This window comes from Pseudomonas sp. BSw22131, assembly GCF_026810445.1.
In the GTDB taxonomy this organism is placed as follows: domain Bacteria; phylum Pseudomonadota; class Gammaproteobacteria; order Pseudomonadales; family Pseudomonadaceae; genus Aquipseudomonas; species Aquipseudomonas huanghezhanensis.
Window position 1 is genome coordinate 1,062,327 of record NZ_CP113949.1, and the last position, 19,374, is coordinate 1,081,700.

General features: G+C 60.2%; 18 protein-coding genes and 1 tRNA gene. 17 read left to right on the plus strand and 2 right to left on the minus strand.

The features are described from left to right. Positions 1-6 precede the first annotated feature (6 nt). The 7 genes from OYW20_RS04650 to OYW20_RS04680 are packed head-to-tail and all read left to right on the plus strand — an operon-like array spanning position 7 to position 6,582. The gene (locus tag OYW20_RS04650) at positions 7-876 is read left to right on the plus strand and encodes an ABC transporter permease subunit (protein WP_268799559.1); all 870 of its coding nucleotides are present in this window, start codon (positions 7-9) and stop codon (positions 874-876) included. Next, positions 876-1,901, plus strand: a complete 1,026-nt coding sequence (locus tag OYW20_RS04655) for an ABC transporter permease subunit (RefSeq protein WP_268799560.1) — start codon at positions 876-878, stop codon at positions 1,899-1,901. Before OYW20_RS04650 ends, OYW20_RS04655 begins: the two co-directional genes overlap by 1 nt. Then, complete coding sequence (locus OYW20_RS04660) at positions 1,898-2,620, plus strand: ATP-binding cassette domain-containing protein (RefSeq protein WP_268799561.1); 723 nt, start codon at positions 1,898-1,900, stop codon at positions 2,618-2,620. Before OYW20_RS04655 ends, OYW20_RS04660 begins: the two co-directional genes overlap by 4 nt. After that, positions 2,613-3,317 carry an ABC transporter ATP-binding protein gene (locus OYW20_RS04665; RefSeq protein WP_268799562.1) on the plus strand — a complete coding sequence of 235 codons (705 nt, stop codon included), beginning with the start codon at positions 2,613-2,615 and terminating at the stop codon, positions 3,315-3,317. The genes OYW20_RS04660 and OYW20_RS04665 overlap by 8 nt, the downstream gene beginning before the upstream one ends. Positions 3,318-3,327: 10 nt before the next feature. Next, complete coding sequence (locus OYW20_RS04670; protein WP_268799564.1) at positions 3,328-4,842, plus strand: amidase; 1,515 nt, start codon at positions 3,328-3,330, stop codon at positions 4,840-4,842. Continuing rightward, on the plus strand, positions 4,839-5,963 hold the full coding sequence (locus tag OYW20_RS04675; RefSeq protein ID WP_268799565.1) for a transporter substrate-binding domain-containing protein: 1,125 nt from the start codon (positions 4,839-4,841) through the stop codon (positions 5,961-5,963). The genes OYW20_RS04670 and OYW20_RS04675 overlap by 4 nt, the downstream gene beginning before the upstream one ends. Before the next feature lie 16 nt (positions 5,964-5,979). Continuing rightward, positions 5,980-6,582, plus strand: a complete 603-nt coding sequence (locus OYW20_RS04680) for an ANTAR domain-containing response regulator (protein WP_268799566.1) — start codon at positions 5,980-5,982, stop codon at positions 6,580-6,582. A gap of 363 nt (positions 6,583-6,945) precedes the next feature. Here OYW20_RS04680 and OYW20_RS04685 read toward each other — a convergent pair. Further along, positions 6,946-7,022: transfer RNA gene (locus tag OYW20_RS04685), tRNA-Met, on the minus strand. Between the two features lie 453 nt (positions 7,023-7,475). On the opposite strand from OYW20_RS04685, the gene OYW20_RS04690 reads away from it, so the two are divergent. The 9 genes from OYW20_RS04690 (at position 7,476) to OYW20_RS04730 (ending at position 17,461) form a co-directional block, all read left to right on the plus strand. Further along, the gene (locus tag OYW20_RS04690) at positions 7,476-9,533 is read left to right on the plus strand and encodes a methyl-accepting chemotaxis protein (RefSeq protein WP_268799567.1); all 2,058 of its coding nucleotides are present in this window, start codon (positions 7,476-7,478) and stop codon (positions 9,531-9,533) included. Between the two features lie 203 nt (positions 9,534-9,736). Continuing rightward, positions 9,737-10,279 carry a methyltransferase domain-containing protein gene (locus OYW20_RS04695; protein WP_268799568.1) on the plus strand — a complete coding sequence of 181 codons (543 nt, stop codon included), beginning with the start codon at positions 9,737-9,739 and terminating at the stop codon, positions 10,277-10,279. A gap of 237 nt (positions 10,280-10,516) precedes the next feature. Then, positions 10,517-11,536, plus strand: a complete 1,020-nt coding sequence (locus tag OYW20_RS04700) for a LacI family DNA-binding transcriptional regulator (RefSeq protein WP_268799569.1) — start codon at positions 10,517-10,519, stop codon at positions 11,534-11,536. Beyond that, positions 11,520-12,524: an ABC transporter substrate-binding protein gene (locus OYW20_RS04705; RefSeq protein WP_268799570.1), complete on the plus strand. Its 1,005-nt coding sequence runs from the start codon at positions 11,520-11,522 to the stop codon at positions 12,522-12,524. Before OYW20_RS04700 ends, OYW20_RS04705 begins: the two co-directional genes overlap by 17 nt. Beyond that, the gene (locus OYW20_RS04710) at positions 12,525-13,343 is read left to right on the plus strand and encodes an ABC transporter permease (protein WP_268799571.1); all 819 of its coding nucleotides are present in this window, start codon (positions 12,525-12,527) and stop codon (positions 13,341-13,343) included. Next, the gene (locus OYW20_RS04715) at positions 13,340-14,134 is read left to right on the plus strand and encodes an ABC transporter permease (RefSeq protein ID WP_268799572.1); all 795 of its coding nucleotides are present in this window, start codon (positions 13,340-13,342) and stop codon (positions 14,132-14,134) included. The genes OYW20_RS04710 and OYW20_RS04715 overlap by 4 nt, the downstream gene beginning before the upstream one ends. Beyond that, complete coding sequence (locus OYW20_RS04720) at positions 14,131-15,162, plus strand: ABC transporter ATP-binding protein (protein WP_268799573.1); 1,032 nt, start codon at positions 14,131-14,133, stop codon at positions 15,160-15,162. Before OYW20_RS04715 ends, OYW20_RS04720 begins: the two co-directional genes overlap by 4 nt. Positions 15,163-15,172: 10 nt before the next feature. Then, entirely contained in the window at positions 15,173-16,006 is an 834-nt protein-coding gene (locus tag OYW20_RS04725; RefSeq protein WP_268799574.1) for a phosphodiesterase, read from the plus strand. 135 nt (positions 16,007-16,141) lie between these two features. Beyond that, the gene (locus OYW20_RS04730; RefSeq protein WP_268799575.1) at positions 16,142-17,461 is read left to right on the plus strand and encodes an OprD family porin; all 1,320 of its coding nucleotides are present in this window, start codon (positions 16,142-16,144) and stop codon (positions 17,459-17,461) included. 139 nt (positions 17,462-17,600) lie between these two features. Here the strand turns inward: OYW20_RS04730 and OYW20_RS04735 are convergent, their stop codons facing one another. Next, the gene (locus OYW20_RS04735; protein ID WP_268799576.1) at positions 17,601-18,554 is read right to left on the minus strand and encodes a LysR family transcriptional regulator; all 954 of its coding nucleotides are present in this window, start codon (positions 18,552-18,554) and stop codon (positions 17,601-17,603) included. 41 nt (positions 18,555-18,595) lie between these two features. On the opposite strand from OYW20_RS04735, the gene OYW20_RS04740 reads away from it, so the two are divergent. Beyond that, the gene (locus OYW20_RS04740) at positions 18,596-19,366 is read left to right on the plus strand and encodes an SDR family NAD(P)-dependent oxidoreductase (RefSeq protein WP_408005463.1); all 771 of its coding nucleotides are present in this window, start codon (positions 18,596-18,598) and stop codon (positions 19,364-19,366) included. The last annotated feature ends 8 nt before the right edge of the window (positions 19,367-19,374 follow it).

Below are 19,374 nucleotides of genomic sequence, written 5' to 3' on the forward strand. Positions count from 1 at the left end.
GCGGACATGGATTGGGCTGCCATTTTTTCCCTGCAGATCGTGGGTGCCATCGCCACGCTGGTGCTGTTGAGCATCGGCTTGGCGGTGGTGTTCGGGATGATGAAGATCATCAACCTGGCCCACGGTGAGTTCATGATGCTCGGCGGTTATGTCGCGGTGCTTGCCACTCATAACTTGCACGTACCGATCTGGATTTCGATCCTGGTACTTGCGCCCCTGAGCGTGGGGCTGTTCGGCATGCTGGTGGAACGCTTGCTGGTGCGTCATCTGTATGGCCGCATGATCGACACGATGCTCGCCACTTGGGGCTTGAGCCTGGCGCTGACCGGCGCTGCCACCATGTTGTTCGGCAATACCACGGTGGGCATCAGCTCGCCTTTGCCGGGCATAAGCATCGGCGCTTACCAAACCAGCGGCTACGGCCTGTTTGTGATCGCCGTGGCCGTCGCCGTGTTGCTCGGCATGTGGGCGCTGCTGCGCTTTACCCACTTCGGTCTGTGTGCCCGCGCCACCATGCAAAACGCCAAGATGGCCGCTGCCCTTGGAGCCAACCCCGGGCGCATCTACAGCCTGACCTTTGGCTTGGGCGCTGCACTTGCCGGCTTGGGCGGTGCCGTGCTGGCGCCGCTCACCGGGGTGATTCCCACCCTCGGTGCCAGCTACATCGCCAAGGCTTTCATCACGGTGATCGGCGGCGGCAGTGCGGTGATCACCGGCACCCTGAGTGCGGCAGGCGGCTTTGGCGTGATCAGCCAAGTGGTGACGTTCTTCAGCACTCCGGTGTTCGGTGAAGTGGCGTTGCTGCTGGCGGCCATTGTACTGATCCGGATACTGCCCCAGGGCATTACCGGTCGCTTCTTTCGGAGGGCATTCTGATGCCTGTTGATATCCGCACGCTTTTACCCCTGCTCGGCTGCGCATTAGCCGCGGTGTTAGTGGCGATCCTGCCTCAGTGGCTGGACTTGTTTACCCTGTTGTCGCTGACCATCTACCTGGTGATGGCGCTGCTCGCGCTGAGCCTGGCTTTTATCTGGGGTTTTGGCGGCATCCTGTGCTTTGGCCAGGCGGCGTTTTTCGGCCTGGGTGCTTACGCCTATGCCATCGGTGTGCTCAACATCGGCGACAGTACCTGGCCAGTCCTGCTGGCAATTGCGGTGCCCGCGCTGGTCGCCGCCGCCATGGGTTACTTCATGTTCTACGGCGGCATCAGTGACGTTTACCTGGGGGTGATTACCCTCGCGGTCACTTTGATTCTGTTCAATGTGATGAACTCCACCTCCGGCTCCGAGTACCACATCGGCAGCGCATTGCTCGGCGGCTTCAATGGCATCCCGGCGATTCCCACACTGAATGTCCCGTTCAATCCTGATCGTTTGCTGGAACCGGAAACCCTGTTTCAGGTAATCGGCGCCGCGTTGATTCTCTGCTACCTGGGCCTGCGTGGGCTGCTCGCCAGCCGCTTCGGCAAAGTGGTGGTGGCGATTCGCGAGAACGAACAGCGCGCCGGCTTGCTGGGTTATGACACGCGCCTGCACAAGCTGATCGTGTTCAGCCTGGGTGGCGGCATCGCTGGGCTGGCGGGTTGCCTGTTCGCCAATTGGGGTGCGTTTGTCAGCCCCGGAGTGTTTGGGCTGGCGCAATCGGCGCAGATCATCATCTGGGTCATCGTCGGCGGGCGCGGCACTTTGTTCGGGCCGATCCTGGCGTGCATCGGCATCCAGGCGCTGATGGCTAGACTGGGTGAGCAGCAACATGTGGACAGCGGCTTTGTGTTGGGCCTGATCCTGCTGGCCTTCGTGATGCTGTTGCCGCGTGGCCTGCTGCCGGCGTTGAGCACATTGGTGATCCGCGTCTGCAAACGACTCCCCCGGCCGACACCGACACAGGAGCGCGCACTATGAGGCTGTTGGAAACCCGAGGCCTGGGTGTCAGTTTCGGCGGTGTCCATGCGGTTAAAGAGGTGGATTTTACCCTTGAGAGCGGGGAGCTTCGCTGCCTGATCGGGCCCAACGGGGCCGGCAAAAGTACGTTTTTCAAGATGCTCAGCGGTCAAATCAAGCCCACCCGCGGCGTGTGCCACTTCAAGGGTCAGCGCATTTCCGGGATGGCACCTCATCAGGTCGCCCGACTCGGTATTGGCATCAAGACCCAGACGCCCAGCGTGTTCGATGGCCTGGATGTGCTGGAAAACCTGCGTCTGGCCGCCAGCCGCCTGCAAGCTCCCGGCGAAGCCCGCGACACCGCCGAGCAGACCCTGCAACGCATAGGGCTGACTGATCTGCGCTCGCGCCTTGTCGGCGACCTCGCCCACGGCCAGCGCCAATGGGTAGAGCTTGGGATGATCCTGGCCTCTCGTCCGGCTCTGGTGCTGCTGGACGAGCCAGCCGCAGGCATGACCCACCATGAGGTTCGCAAGACCGCCGCGCTGATCAAGGAAATCAATGCCCACAGCACTGTGGTGGTGGTCGAGCACGATATGGAGTTCATTCGCTTGATTGCCGGCACCGTCACCGTCTTCAACCAGGGGGCGATCCTGGCTCAAGGCAGCTTTGCTGAAGTGACACAGAACCCGGCCGTGCGCGAAGCGTACCTGGGCAAGCAGGAGATCAAACATGCTTGAAGTCATCGGTTTATCCGCAGGTTACGGCCGCATTCCCGTGTTGCGCGACATTTGTCTGAGCAGTCCTGCGAACGCCTGCGTAGGGGTTCTAGGCCGTAACGGCATGGGCAAGACCACCCTTTTGCGAGCGCTGATGGGCGAGTTGCCGGCCATGGCTGGCAGCCTGCATTTTGCAGGTAAAGACCTGAGCAAGGCCGCCGCTCACCAGCGCGCACGCGCCGGTATCGGCTATGTGCCCCAGGGCCGGCAGATTTTCCCGTACCTGAGCGTACGGGAAAACCTGCGCATGGGCTGTGTAAAGGACTTCGCCGCTGCACACGCGACTATCGAACGCATCCTCGCGTATTTCCCGCGTCTGCAACGTCTGCTCGACCAACCCGGCGGCGCGTTGTCTGGCGGTGAGCAGCAACTGCTGGCCCTGGCCCGCTGCCTGTGTGGCGAGCCAAAAATCATTTTGCTGGACGAGCCTACCGAGGGCATCCAGCCATCGATCTGCGACGAAATCATCGAAACCCTGCAGCGCCTGCGTGTGGAGCAAAACCTGGCGGTGATCCTGGTGGAACAGGACATCGAGTTTCTCAGTGCTTTGTCCGACCGCATCCTGATCATCGAGAACGGCCAGTTGGTGGACGAGGTCGACCCGTCTAACACCACCCCCGAGGCCATCGCTGAGCGCTTCATGGGCTTTCATGCATAAGGAATCTGTCATGTCTATTCAACGTCCTACCCTGGCCGATCTCACTGACGTCGGGCACCGCCTTGGTCTGGAAATGGCCGCGCCACTGTTGCACGAATACGCGGAAATTCTGGAAGCCGTCTGGCAGGACTACGACCGCCTCGACGAGCTCACCAACCCGCCGCCGGCCCCGAGGTATCCGAGAGGCCCCGGTCAGGTTCCGGAGAACAACCGCTACAACGCCTGGTACGTACGCACCGACATTCAGGGCGCCGCAACCGGCAAGCTGGCCGGTAAGCGCGTGGCCCTCAAAGACAATATCTGCCTGGCTGGCGTGCCGATGATGAACGGTGCGTCGACCTTGCGCGGCTACGTGCCGGATATCGACGCCACTGTCGCCACCCGCGTGCTGGGCGCCGCAGGTCAGATCCTCGGCAAGGCCCATTGCGAGTTCTTCTGCGTGTCGGGCAGCAGCCATACCAATGCCACCGGTGCGGTGCACAACCCGCGCAATCCGGGGCATTCAACCGGCGGTTCGTCATCGGGTTGCGCGGCGCTGATCGCCGCCGGTGAGGTAGATCTGGGCATCGGTACCGACCAGGGCGGCTCGGTTCGCATTCCTGCCGCCTATTCCGGGATCTATGGCATGAAGCCGACCCATGGGCTGATTCCTTATACGGGCATCATGCCCATCGAAATGACCCTGGACCACGCAGGGATCATGAGTGCCAACCTCGCCGACAACGCCTTGCTGCTTGAGGTGCTTGCCGGCGCGGATGGCCTCGACCCCCGGCAAGACCGTGTTGTGCCGACACAGGCCTACACCGACGCCTTGGGCAAGGGCTGCGCAGGCCTGCGAATTGGTGTGGTGCGCGAGGGATTCGGGCACGCCAATTCCGAGGCCGATGTGGACGCAGCAGTGCGCCGCGCGGCCGCGATGTTTGAAGGCCTCGGAGCCACTGTCGAGGACATATCAATCCCGATGCACGCGCTGGGCCATGCGATCTGGACCCCGATTGCAGTGGAAGGCACCACCCAGTTGTTGCGCGGCTATAACTACGGCTCGAACTGGAAGGGCTTGTATGTAGAAAGTTTGATGCACGCGCAACAGGACTGGCAGAGCAAGGCCGGAGATTTCCCTCATGACCTGAAGACCTGCCTGCTGGCGGGTGAATACGCGTACCAGCGTTTTGGTGGCCGGTACTACGCCAAGGCCCAGAACGCCGCCCGGCAGTTGCGTGCCGCCTATGACAAGCAATTGCAGGCTTTCGACGTGCTGTTGATGCCCACCGTGCCGCTCAAGGCGCCAAAGTTGCCCACAGCCGACGCCTCTGCCAGCGAATGGGTACAACGGGCCCTGGAAATGAACGCGAACACCGCGCCGTTCGATGTCACCGGGCATCCCGCTCTGTCGATTCCATGTGGCCTTGCTTCGGGTCTGCCCGTTGGCATGATGCTGGTGGCGCGGGACTATGATGAGTCCACCCTGTACCAGGTCGCGCACGCGTTTGAACAACATATCGATTGGGAAAGTCTGACTTCATGAGCGTCTCCGACTACAAAGTCGGCTTGCTGTTTTCCGAGAGCAGCCTCACCGCTGCCTCGGAGACCACTCAGGCCAATGCCACTCACCTGGCCATCGCCGAGGTCAACGACGCCGGCGGCATCAATGGCCGGCCGCTGGTTCCGGTGGATGGCCACCCCGGCCCTGAGCCAGCGGACTACCGCGATAGCGCCCTGCGCCTGTGTGACGAACATCAGGTGCAGGTGCTGTTCGGCACGCATATGTCCAGCACCCGCAAAGTGGTGCTGCCGGTGGTGGAAAGCCGGCGGCGCTTGTTGTTCTACCCGACGCTCTATGAAGGCTTCGAATACTCGCCGTGGTGCTTCTACACGGGCTCAGCGCCGAACCAGAACTCGGTGCAACTGGCGCGTTACGTGCTCGAGTATTTCGGCAACCGGGTGTTGTTTGTGGGCGGTTCCTACGTCTATCCGTTCGAGTCCAACCGCATCATGCGCGAGTTGTTCGAGCAGGCCGGTGGCGAGGTAGTGGATGAGATCTACCTGCCGTTCCACGCTACCGCCGAGGATTTTGAACGGGTGATGCAACGGGCACGTGCCACCGCTCCGAATGCGATTTACTCGACTATCGTCGGCAGTGATATTCCGGCACTGCACCGTGCGTATCGGCAGGCCGGCTTCGATCCGGCACGCATGCCCATCGTCAGCCTTGCCACCAATGAAGTGGACGTGCTGTGCATGAGCGATGAGGAAGCCGAGGGGCATGTGTCGGCCGCACCTTGGTTTTCCACCTTGCAGACGCCCGCCAGCCAGGCGTTCGTCGCACGTTACCGGGCGCGCTTCGGAGACGCGGCACCGCTGACGGCAGGGGCCGAGGCCGCTTATTTTCAGGTGCATGTATTTGCTGAAGCGGCAAGGCGCGCGGAGGGGGCGTCCATCGAAGCGCTGCGCCAGAGTCTGGCCGGCGCGCAATTTGAAGCGCCCCAAGGGCGCGTGCAGATCGACCCGGATACGCAGCACACCTGGCTGTGGCCACGCATCGCGCGGCTCGACCATCAGCGACGCTTCGAGTTGGTATTGCAAAGCGAGCAACCGGTGAAACCCAGCCCTTACATGGTCGACTACCAGCTGGACGTGCAGCCATGAACGGCGGGAGGGCGAGATGACGAGTGCGCCGTCGCTGTTGCGCGAACTCAAGGGCCTGCGTGTGTTGGTGATTCACCCGGTGGATGCCGAAGCGCGTGTTGTGCTGGACCAGTTGCAGCGGATCGGCTGCATCGTCGAGCAGTGTTGGCCAGTGCCCGCTTGCCTGCCGCAGAACACCGACGTGGTGCTGCTCGCCGTTGAACTCAGTCAGCGCCTCAATACCCAGGCGCTGGTGGAGGGTTTGAGCGAGCAGGCGCCGCCGATCATCGCTGTGGTGGGTTACGAAAACCCATCAATGCTGCAACTGGTGCTGGAAACCCAGCCGGCGGCGGTGATCGAGCGTCCGCTGCGGCCATTCGGCCTGTTGACGCAGTTGCTGATGGCCCGTGCCGCTTGGCGTGCGCGCATCGACATGCTGGCGCAGCTGCGCAAATTACAGACCCGGCAACCGGCAGTTTCCAAGATATCGATGGCCAAGGCACTGCTCATGGCGCGCCACCGCATCGGCGAAAGCGACGCCCATCGCCGCCTTCAGCGGGATGCCATGGCCAGCCGCACCAGCATGGAAGCGGTGGCCCAGGTGATCATCGATGCTGGCCTGCCCCCTCCACCGGAATAAGCACATCAGTGCACCCAAGAATACGTAAGAGGTCCTTTATGCAACCTTCGACTTCAGCACCACCCCGCACATGATCTGCACCAGCGTCGCCGCCTGTTTGAGGTTGCCCGCAGCGCGATGCAACGGCGGCGGCTGCTGGTCGATAACCCGCGTGGGTGCTTGGGGAAGATGCTTTGGCGATTGAGACGGCGGGTTACTGATACCCGGGTAAGGAAGCTTGTGTACGAACCCAAAAGTCTGGGCTGAGACTCGTATGAAGAGAGGAGGGTGGACGAGAGTGAAAGGCCAGAAACAAGAAAGCCCGCACGAGGCGGGCTTCTTGATTGGTTTACAGATTCCGTTGGAAATCTGTAAACCGGTACTTGGTGGCTACACAGGGACTTGAACCCCGGACCCCAGCATTATGAATGCTATGCTCTAACCAACTGAGCTATGTAGCCAAGTGGCGCGCATTATTCCCTTGGTTCGAAGATGTGTCAAGCATCTGGGTAAAAAAATTATGCGTGTGATCAACCGGTTAGGATTTATCGCCTTCTTTTACGAAAACAATCCTGCTTCGCACGCCCGTCATCAAACCGTGGTTACAGTTTGTTGCGAGCGCTGAGTGATTTTGCCCCACTTTCGTGCACGCGACCTGTGCTGTTCTGATCGGAGCCGCGTAAGAACGGGCCTGATCGCATCGGTCCGGTTCTTGCTAGAGCCAGCATCGGCAAGGGGCTCCGTTCTGGGGCAAGCCCTGAAGATCTCAATAAGCGTCGCATCTCTGCAGTGCAGGGGATAAGCGGATCTCGCCATTCAATCAATAACATGGCATTTTGCCGCTAACATTTATTAGTCGGCATCCGTTGTTGCGCAGTGTGCCTTCGGCGGGTTGTTCAGGGGAGTAGTCGGACATGCAGCGCCTTTTATCGCCAGGAATTCGTCTGCTCGGGCGCTTCGGATTTGCGCGCAAGTTTCAGATCCTGTTTTTCCTGTTCATGCTGCCGTTGGTGGGCAGTCTCTGGATGATGGGGCAAGACAATCGCGCCAAGCTTGAGGTCATCTCCAGCGAGCAATCCGGGGTGCGCCAATTGCAGGCACTCGATGCACTGGACGGGCAATTGACCGCACAGCGCAACCGTGCAGCGCGCTGGAAAGCTTCCGATATCCTTCATGACCCCACGCCAGCTGCCAAGGCGGCGATGGCCGACCTCGATGTCAACAACCCCCTGATGCTGCAAAGTCTGCAGGGATTGGGTGACACACTCAAAGCGCAGAGCGCGAGTGCAGACACGCTGGTGCGCTTTGAAGCACTCAAGGCTTTGGTGACCGGATTGGACTCATCGTCGTTACGCACAGTGGGATGGTGGCCCGATGGCTACGATCGCTTCACATCTGCGCTGAGCGCCATGCAAAACCTGCGCGAGCAGATCGCCATGGACTCGGGGCTGATCCTTGATCCATGGCTTGAAACCTTTCTATTGATGCAGATATCAACCCAGCAGACCCCCGACCTTATAGAGCGTATCGGGCGAATGGCAGGCGTTGGGCAGTCCTCCATCGCCTCGGGCCAGTTCACGCTGCAAAGCCGTTTGCAGATGCGCGATCTGCGGGGCCGCATCGGTGACGCGCGGGACCAGTTGGTCAAGACAGCGGCATCGCTCAAATCCAAGGCGTATCCGGGGATGGAGCCCTGGACCGCTCAATACGACACCAGCCTGGAATTGCTGGATACCGAGCTGAAGTCTCTTGATGATGGTGTTTTCGGCGGTTCGATCAAGCTCGATACCGTGGCATTCGACCGCAGTGTCGATGGCATGTTGGGCGCCGTTAGCGCGCTGCGCAGTCAATCGCTGATCTCTCTTGACGCGCGCCTGACCTATTACCACGACGCTTCCCTTCAGCAGTTCATTCCGGTGGCGGCGACGTTCAGCATCCTGGCGCTGGCGGCGCTGTATCTGCTCGTCTGCCTGCAAGCGTCGATCAGGCGCAGTGCCAGTGGCATCACCACCCTTGCCGAGTCTCTGCGTGACGGCAATTTGTGTGTTCAGGTGCCGGTTGATGGGCGTGATGAGTTGGCGTCCATCAGTACCGCACTTAACGTTGCGGTGGTGCAGCTGCGCACCAGCCTTCTGGGGGTGAACCATGAAACTCAGCAACTGGGTTCCGCTGTCTTGACGCTGAACTCGCAATCGGGCAGCACACTCACCGAAGTTGAAGATCAGCAGTTGCAAATAAGCCAGATTGCCGCAGCGGCGACCCAACTGGCCGCAACGTCTCTGGGCGTCGCCAAAAGTTGCGAGCAAGCCTCTGGCAGCGCTCAACACACCCGCCGTATTGCCGAAGACAGCAGCCGTGACAGCTTGCGCACGACCGCCAGTATTCAGCAGCTCAACCAGCGCTTGACCGACACGGCCGATGCGCTGGGACGGGTAAGCCAGCAAGGGCAGCAGATCCAGTCCGTAGTCGACACCATTCGCGGCATCGCCGAGCAGACCAACTTGCTGGCGCTCAATGCGGCCATTGAGGCCGCGCGGGCAGGGGAGCAGGGCCGTGGTTTTGCGGTGGTGGCGGACGAAGTCAGGAGCCTGTCGCAACGCACCCAGGCCTCGACCGCGCAGATCGCCGGGACAGTCGATAGCTTGCGTTCGACGGTCAGTCAGGCTGTCACGTTGATGGAGGCCGCGTGTGGCCAGGCGATCACCGATGCCGAGTCGGTCACCGGCCTGGGCAACCGTCTGGGTGAGATCGCCACTGCGGTGCAGGACGTCACCGATACACTGGCGCAGATCGCCACAGCCGTTGAGGAGCAAGCGGCGACTGCCGATGAGGTCAGCGGCAACATCCAGCAGGTTGATCAAGCCGCCGGGCGTTTGCTCGAAGGCGCGCGTGCAGTCAATCTGGCGGCCGATACGTTGAGCAAAGGCAGCCGGGCGTTGAGCGAAAACACCGCGAGGTTTCAACTGAGTTGAGAGGTGCCGGCGTGACAACCTACTGAGCGTAAGATTGGTCCGGTTTACTCCGGTCCAACGTGTGTTTGACGAGTAGGGTATTTCTCATTACTGACAGCAGTGCCGCAGGAGCGGCGGTTTATTCCCCTCTGACCCTGGCGCTTTACGACGCCTGGGTCTTGGGCATCTCCAATCGATACGCCTTGTGATGCTCGACGCAGCATGTGTTACTGCCGTTTTTTCGCCGCCATGTTCGAACGCATCACCTGGATATTGGCGTTGGCACGGGCTACTCCCTTGCGAAATCTGATTTACCGAACGATACGGCGATCACTCTGCGGGACCTCAGTCCCAGCAGTCTGGAAGCAGCCCGGCTGCGTATAGGTCGTGCGGGGGCGCGCACCATCAAGCATGACGTCATGACCCCCTTTCCGGGCGCCAAGTGTTTCTATTCGATTTCATTGTTCTATTTGTTGCATTGTCTGCCGGGGCCGCTTGAAGCGAAGGGCTCTATTTTCGGCAATCTCAAGCACAGCCTCAGGCCGGACGGCGTCCTTTTCGGCGCCACGATTCTGAGCTGTGAGGCCGGTCACAATGCGTTTGGTCGCAAGCTTATGAGCCTCTACAACAGCAAAGGCATTTTCGGTAATAGACACGATACTCAGGCGGGCTTTGAGGCCTTTCTGCGTAAGCATTTTGGCGAGGTGTCATTGCAGCGAGAAGGGTGTGTGCTGATGTTCAGCGCCTCGCAGTCCATCGATAGGTAGTAGTGTTACTGCGGCCTGCCTTTTCACATTCAGCTTGGGGTTCACCTTCGTTCACTCCCATGCCTGCCTCTTATTGCGCCGCAGTAAGCCTTAACCTCTTCCACGCATTCTGAAGCGACTCCTGTGCAGATTGGGGCACAGGGGTTTTTGACATTGAACTGTCATCTGCCCACCACGTGCCTGCCACATTCGAACGGTACCTTGCTCGCCAATGAGATCGATCTCAAGCGAGTGACAATGACTGACTTGAAAGACGTTGCGCGGCTGGCCGGCGTATCCCGCGCTACCGCCGCCCGCACCTTTGCTTCACCCGACCAGGTGCGCCCGGCGACCCGGGAACAGGTGTTCGCCGCTGCCCGTGAATTGGGTTTTCGCCCAAATCTGTTGGGTCGCCAACTGCGACTGCAAACCACCAATCTGATCGGCGTGGTCGTGCCCAACTTGCTCAACCCGGTATTTGCCGAGCAATTCCAGGCGATGGAAAGGGCGGCGCGGTTACGCGGCTACAGCCTGTTACTGGCCACCACTGATTACAGCGCCGAGCGCGAATGCATCGTAGTGGAAGAACTGCTGCGCCAGCGCGTCGATGGCCTGGTGCTGACGGTCACCGATGCTGAGAGCAATAGCGTGCTCAGCAGCCTGAATACCGAACAAACCCCGTTCGTGCTGGCCTACCACCAACCCAGCAACCTCAACTACAGCGCCGTGTCGGTGGACAACCGCGCCGGCATGGCCTTGGCCACCCGTTACCTGCTGGAAGCCGGCCACCGCCGCATCAGCATGGTCGCCGGGCCCGCGTTGCAGTCGGACCGGGCACGCCTGCGCTACGCCGGTTATTGCGACGCCATGGCCGAATACCGCCTCGAAGCGCAGCCGGTGATCGAAATGCCAGCCCACACCCAGGCCGAGTTCTCCGCTATCGAGCCGTTTCTTGACGGCCCGGACGCACCCTCCGCGCTGGTGTGCTCCAACGATTTCCTCGCTATTAGCCTAATCGCCGAACTGCGTCGCAACGCCTGGAACGTGCCGCAGCAACTCTCGGTGATGGGCTTTGACGGCATCGCCCTCGGCACCCAGATGCACCCGACGCTGTGCTGCGTGGTGCAGCCCATCGCGCTGCTCGCCAGCACAGTGATTGATCAACTGCTGGCGCAGATTGCCGGCAACGCCCCGATTTCCCATTGCCTGCCTTGCCATATCCGGCCCGGCGAAAGCACTCAACCGTTTGAGGAGACCCCTGATGCGCGCATTCAGTAAACCCCTGGCAGCCATGCTGCTTTGCGGTATGGCCAGCCTGGCCCAGGCCGCCGACACCGCGATTTGCTACAACTGCCCACCGGACTGGGCCGACTGGGGTTCGCAGCTCAAGGCCATCGCCGCCAGCACCGGCGTGCAAGTGCCGCTGGACAACAAGAACTCCGGCCAGTCTCTTGCGCAACTGGTGGCCGAAAAGGCCGCACCGGTCGCGGACGTTGTTTACTACGGCGTGACCTTCGGCTTACAGGCGCAAAAGGCCGGTGTGGTCGAGGGCTACAAACCCAAGGGCTGGGAGCAGATTCCAACTGGCTTGAAAGATCCCGCCGGCCACTGGTTCGCGATCCACTCCGGCACCTTGGGCATCATGGTGAACGTCGACGCGCTCGGCGGCTTGCCCGTGCCGCAAAGCTGGGCCGACCTGCTCAAGCCTGAATACAAAGGCATGGTCGGTTACCTCGACCCGTCCAGCGCGTTTGTCGGCTACGTCTCGGCGGTCGCGATCAACCGCGCCATGGGTGGTGATTTGGACAACTTCGCCCCGGCCATCGACTACTTCCAGAAACTGGCGAAAAACGCACCCATCGTGCCCAAGCAAACCGCCTATGCGCGGGTGCTGTCCGGTGAGTTGCCGATCTTGGTGGACTACGACTTCAATGCCTACCGTGCGCGCTACAAAGACAAAGCCAATGTCGCCTTCGTGATCCCCAAAGAAGGCAGCATCAGCGTGCCTTACGTGATGAGTCTGGTGGCCAACGCGCCGCACCGCGCCAATGGTGAAAAAGTCCTCGACTTCGTGCTTTCTGATGAAGGCCAAGCACTGTGGGCCAAGGCCTACCTGCGCCCGGTGCGTCCGATGAAAATGCCGGCCGACGTCGCCGCGCAGTTCCTGCCCGACAGCGACTACGCCCGAGCCGGTGTGGTGGACTACGAAAAAATGGCCGCCGTACAGGAAGCCTTCGCCGCCCGTTACCTGAACGAGGTCAAGTAAGTGGCCACATCGGCAAAACACGCGGCCTGGGCGCTGGCCCCCGCGTTTGCCGTGCTGTTCGCGTTCTGGCTGCTGCCGCTGGCGCACCTGATGGTGCTCGGCGCCGAGAGCCGCGATAGCAATGGCAGCGGTTACTGGCAGGTGCTCAGCAGTGCGCAGTATCTGGGGAGCCTGGCGCAAACCTGTGTGCTGGCGATCTTTGTGACGCTGGTGGCGCTGTTGATCGGCGGCATCAGTGGCGTGTTTCTCGCGCGCCAGCAATTTTTCGGGCGTTCGGCCTTGGTGGCACTGCTCACCTTTCCGTTGGCGTTCCCCGGTGTGGTGGTGGGGTTTCTTGTAATCCTGTTGGCGGGGCGCCAAGGCCTGCTGGCCTCCATTAGCCTGCAATTGGCGGGTGAGCGCTGGATCTTTGCTTACTCGCTGGCAGGGTTGTTTGTGGGCTACCTGTACTTTTCGATCCCACGGGTCATCCTCACGGTAATGGCCGCGTGCGAAAGCCTCGACCGCAGCCTGGAAGAAGCTGCGCATTCCTTGGGGGCAGGGCACTGGCGCGTGGTGTGCGATGTGATCGTGCCGGGCCTGGCGCCGGCATTGGCGTCTTGCGGCGCGATCTGTTTCGCCACGTCCATGGGCGCCTTCGGAACGGCGTTTACCTTGGGCACGCGGCTGAATGTCACCCCGGTGGCGATCTACAACGTCTTCACCAACTACGCCAACTTTGCCGTCGCCGCCGCGTTATCGGTGGTACTTGGCGCGGTGACGTGGGCGGTATTGCTGCTCACGCGGCGCCTGGTGAAAAACGCGGGGACTGTCCTGTGAAGCGCTCATCGCTGTTCGTGATTCAACTGCTGTTCACCCTGCTGGTGTGCGCTTTTATGTTGGTGCCGGTGCTGATGTCATTGCTCGCCGGGCTCACGCGTAACTTCTTTGTGGGGCTGTCCAGCGGCTTGACCTTCGACTGGTTGATTCAGGTGTGGCAGGCCTATTCGCCCACCGTGTGGTTGTCGTTGCAATTGGCTGTTGCGTGCGCTGTTTGCGTCTGCGTGATCGGCGTGCCGGCGGCCTACGCTCTGGTGCGGATGAACAACCGCTTCAGCCGCGCCTTCGAAGAGTTGATGGTGCTCCCGGTCGCCATGCCCGGCCTGGCCAGTGCCTTGGCCTTGCTGCTGACCTACGGCCAGTTCGGCACGTTCCGCAGCAGCTGGCTGTTTATCTTGGTTGGCCACGTGCTGTTCACCCTGCCGTTTCTGGTGCGCCCGGTGATGGCGGTGATGCAACGCCAGCAGTTGCCGGTGCTGGAAGAGGCGGCGGCCAGCCTGGGTGCCGGGCCGATCAGGCGCTTTTTCAGCGTGGTGGTGCCCAATTGCCGAGCAGGGATTCTCGCCGGGGTGTTGATGGTGGTGACCTTGTCGCTGGGCGAGTTCAACCTGACCTGGATGCTCCACACGCCGATGACCAAGACCTTGCCGGTCGGCCTGGCTGACAGCTACGCCTCGGCGCGCCTGGAGATCGCCAGTGCTTACACCCTTATCTTTTTGCTGATGATTGTGCCGCTGCTGATTGCGTTGCAGGCCATCAGCGCTCGTTTGTCCCGTGGAGAGCGTCGATGACCGCTATCACTATTCGCCTGCAAGGCTGTCGCAAGGCGTTTGCCGACGGCACCGTGGCTGTGAATAACATTGATCTAACCGTCGAAGGCGGTGAAACCCTGGCGATTCTTGGCCCGTCCGGTTGCGGCAAAACCACCACCTTGCGCCTGATTGCCGGCCTGGAATGCCCGGATGTGGGCCAGGTGTTTTTCGGTGACCAGGATGTGACCCGGCTGCCGATTGAACGCCGCGACGTGGGCATGGTGTTCCAGAACTACGCGCTGTTTCCCAACCTGGATGTGGCCGGCAATATCGTCTACGGCTTGAAGGTTCGCGGTGTGCCTGCGCCTGAGCGCAACAAGCGCTGTGAGGAACTGCTGGAACTGGTGGGCTTGCAGCAGCACGGCAAGCGCAGCATCCACGAACTATCCGGTGGCCAGCGTCAGCGCGTGGCATTGGCCCGTGCTCTGGCGCCGCGCCCGAAAGTGTTGTTGCTGGATGAACCGCTGGCGGCCCTTGATGCACAACTGCGCGAGCGTTTGCGAAGTGAGCTGGATCAACTGTTGCGCGGCCTGGGGATCACCTCGGTGTTTGTCACCCACGATCAGGGCGAGGCCATGGCCTTGGGCGATCGCATTCTGGTGATGGAACACGGCCGCATAGCTCAGCTCGCCAGCCCGCGTGAGATCTACCAGAAGCCGGCCAACGCCTTCGTCGCAGGCTTTGTCGGCAACCTCAATGCGTTCACGGTGATCGAGCAATCGGCTCATGGCTTGAAAGTCTGTGGCGGCGAATTGCCGTGGCATGAGGCCAGCCTGCCCGGCACCGTGTACTGCCGCCCGGAGCATTTGCGGGTGATGGAAGGCGAAGGTCATCTGCACGGCCATCTGCTGGCGCAGTTTTTCCAGGGCGCCCAGAGCCGCCTGTTGGTGGATGTGGGCGGCCCGCAGCCACTGCTGGTGGACAGCAGCGACAACCAGCTCTACGCCGTCGGTGCGCCAATGGCGTTGGCCATCGCGCCGCACATGTTGTTCACCCTGAATGCTTGAGAATTGACTTTTGAACCGTCCGTTTCTTGTTGCACAGATCAGCGATCTGCACCTTAAAGCCGGCCAGCGCCTTACCTATGGGGTTGTCGATACTTTGGGCGCACTGCGCCGTGCCGTCGATCATTTGAACGCCAGCCACCCACGCCCCGACATCGTGGTAGTCAGCGGTGACCTGGTGGACTTCGGCCGCGCTGATGAATACGCCGTGCTGCACCCTGAGCTGGCGCGCCTGCACATGCCTTGCTATCTGGTGCCCGGCAACCACGACACACGCGGGCCGTTGCTGGATGCTTTCCGTGATCACCGCTATTTGCCAGCGTCGTCCGATGGCCCGTTGGACTGGGTGGTGGACGAGCATCCGCTGCGCCTGATCGGGCTTGACTCCACAATCCCCGGCGGCCATGGCGGGCAGTTGCTTCACAGCCAATTGCAGTGGCTCGATGAACAGTTGGCGCTGCGTCCGGATGTGCCCACTTTGCTGATCCTGCATCACCCGCCGTTTATCAGCGGCATCGGCCACATGGACCGTGAACCGTTCATCAACGCCGCGGCACTGGAGGCAGTCGTCGCCCGCCACCCGCAAGTGGAGCGTCTGCTGTGCGGGCATTTGCACCGGCCAATGCAGCGGCGTTTCGGCGGCAGTATGAGTTGTGTATGTCCTGGTACTTCCCATCAGATCGTACTGGACTTGCAAGACGCGGCGCCCGCGCATTTCAACCTGGAGCCGGCGGGCTATTTGTTGCATCGCTGGGATGCGCAACAGGGTTTGATCAGCCACAACGGCGTATTTGGAGACTACCCGGGGCCGTATCCGTTTTATGACGTTCATGGATTGATTGACTGAGGCTTTAAGTAAGTTCAAACGCTTAATTAAGCACCTGAAAGTAAGTACCGCACCGGCCAACTCGAGTTTGGCCGCGTGCTTCCTGCTGTCTATTTTTGCGCCCGGAACCTGGATTCCGCGCCGGAGTTCGTCCTGATGAAAGCTACTTTTAATGTATTAAGCGTACTGACCGGCGGCCTGGGTATTGCCCTGAGCCCCTTGGCCTCTGCTGACTTTTTGAGCGACAGCAAAGCCAACTTGAGCATGCGCAACTTCTACTTCAACAACGACAACCGTGACGGCGCTGCCGCTCCGTCGAAGACTGAAGAGTGGGGCCAGGCGTTTATCCTGAACTATCAATCGGGCTTTACCGACGGCACCGTGGGCTTTGGCCTCGATGCCATCGGCATGCTTGGCGTCACACTCGACAGCGGTGCCGGCCGCCATGTCGGTAGTTCGATGATCCCCAATGAAGACGGCAAGGCAACGGACAGCTGGAGCCGTGGCGGTGCCACCGCAAAAGCGCGCTTTGCCAAGACCGAAGCGCGCTACGGTTACCTGCGCCCGAACCTGCCTATTCTGGTGAGTAACGACGGTCGCCTGTTACCCCAGTCGTTTGAAGGCGGGCAGGTCACCAGCAAGGACATCGACAACCTGACCCTGACTGGCGGGCAACTCCAGCACACCACCGGCCGTGGCTCCAGCGACCACAGTGGCCTGGCAGCTGCGGGCGGCACCCAGGAGAGCAATAAATTCAACTACGCCGGTGCCGACTACCAGGTGACCAAGGACCTGATGGTCCAGTACTACTACGCCAACCTCGAAGACTATTACCAACAACACTTTGCGGGCTTGATTCACGTATTGCCGCTGGGCGAATACGGTTCACTGAAAACTGATCTGCGTTACTTCAAAACTACCTCCGACGGCAAAAACAGCAGCGCTACTGGCCGCGCCGAAGGCTACAAGTTGGGGGGTTATACCAAGAACGGTAACGGTGAAATCGACAACAACACCTGGAGTGCCGCGTTCATCTACTCCCTGGGCGCGCACGCGATTACGGCCGGTTACCAGCAAGTCTCGGACGACAGCAATTTCGCTCAACTCAATCAGGGCGGCCTTGTAAATAAAGGGGAGGGCGGCGCCAGCCTGTACCTCTACACCGACCGCACCGTGCAGACTTTTATCCAGGCGGGCGAGCGTACGGCATTTGCGCAGTACGCCTATGACTTCGCAGGGTTGGGCGTACCGGGGCTGAAGGCATCCGCGATGTACCTCAAGGGCGACCATATCCTCACCACCAGCGGCAACAATGCCACCGAGTGGGAGCGGGATATCTCGTTGGATTACGTCGTGCAGAGCGGCACGTTCAAGAACGTCGGTTTCGGCTGGCGTAACGGCATGTCGCGCAGCGAGATAGCAAGGGATCAAGACCAGAACCGGTTGTTTGTAAGCTATTCCATTCCACTGATGTGAGTTTCGCTTAGCAGCAGCGTCTTCCTCTCAAGGGGACCCAAACAGACGGGCAACTATAAGTGCCAAGACGCTGCAACACCTCGTGATCGCGGGGGCGTCTTGGCACGTTGTATGTCGTATCTTTCCACCGGGAAAGCGGTTACCAGCTTAGGCGGGCAGCTGCCGCTGAATGCTCAATCCTTGCTCTCATAAATTCAATGAAAGCGCTTAGTTTCCGTGGGATATGCATTCGGCTTGGATAGTAAAGATGGAACGGCGAGACGCCGGGCCACCAGGGCTCAAGCAGCGCTACCAGTTGCCCGCTAGCGATCTCAGCTCGTACCTGGGCTTCAAACGCACAACCGATCCCGGCCCCGCCGCGGATTGCCTGCATCAAAGTGTCTGCATCATTGCTAATCAGTGGGCTGGGAGGCTCGATTTCGATTAAACGGCCATCCTGACTGTATTCCCATCGGTAAACGCCGCCAGCCAAGCGGATATTTAAGCATCGATGCAGGCGCAGATCTTCAGGCGTGCGCACGAGATCGCGATCTCGCAGGTAACTCGGTGCTGCTACGGTAGCTATACGATGACTGCCTCCCATGGGTAACGCGACTACGTCCTGTGCAAGGTTTTCGCCGACCCTTATGCCGGCATCAAAGCCGCCTGCCACCAGATCCAGCAATGCGTTGTCGCAATGGATATCCAGAGTGATGTCAGGATAGGCGTCCATGAACGCCGCCAAGTGAGGCGTCAGGACAATGTCCGCAGCAGTGCGAGACACATTGAGTCGCAAAAGGCCGGTAGGTTTATCTCGTAGTTCGTTTACGTCTTCGATGGCTGATGCAAGGGTCGCAAGCCCCGGTTGCGCGTACCCCAAAAAACGTTGACCAAGCTCGGTCAGACCGACTTTTCGCGTGGAGCGTTCGAGCAGTCGCACGCCCAGCCGGCTCTCTAGTGTGCGCAGGGTTTGTGAAAGAGCCGAGGGCGAGATACCCATTGCTGCAGCCGCTTTGGTAAAGCTTCCGTATTTTGCGACCTGGGCAAAGGCAGCGATGCCGGACAAGAGGTCTGGGCGAATAGCATTATTGTGAAGCAAAGCTTCATATTGCATGCCGATTGCGCCTATTAATAAAGGGGGTGATCGAGCCTAACATGGTGCCTACATTCACAGGAGCGCTATGTATGGGTAAGTTAGAAGGGAAAGTTGCCATCGTGACAGGGTCTTCAAAAGGCATCGGTGCAGGTATTGCCGAGCGGCTGGCGGCGGACGGTGCAAAAGTCATCATTAACTATTCACGAAGCGTCGAAGACGCCAATCGTGTGGTAAAGCGCATTGTCGACGCAGGCGGTGAAGCCATCGCGTTCAAGGCTGACATCTCTCATCCCGCAGATATCGGGCCTTTGATCGACTCGGCTGTTCAAGCGTTTGGCAGGCTGGATATTCTGGTGAATAACGCTGGCGTATATAAAGCTGACTCACTCGACGAGTTGAGTGCTGACAGTTTCGACGAGCATTTCAACCTGAACGTACGCGGGCTGTTGCTCACTACACAAGCAGCTGCTCGAGTAATGAATGCCGGCTCAGTCATCGTTAATATCAGTTCAGGCCTGGCCCACAGTCCTTATCCGCAGGTGCACGTGTATTGCGCAACAAAAGGAGCGGTGAATACGCTGACCCGCTCTCTGGGCATGGAGCTAGGGCCTCGGGGCATTCGTGTTATGGGCATCGCACCGGGGTTTGTTCATACAGAAGGAAACGCGGAGTCTGCACGAGGTATGGATGAATTCTTCATCGCCAAAACCCCGCTGGGCCGCGTAGGCAAGCCTCAAGACATTGCAGCGGCGGTAGCGTATGCCGTATCGGAAGATGCAGGCTGGGTAACGGGTACCACGCTTGATGTCTCTGGCGGTATGACCTTCTGAGATTGGCC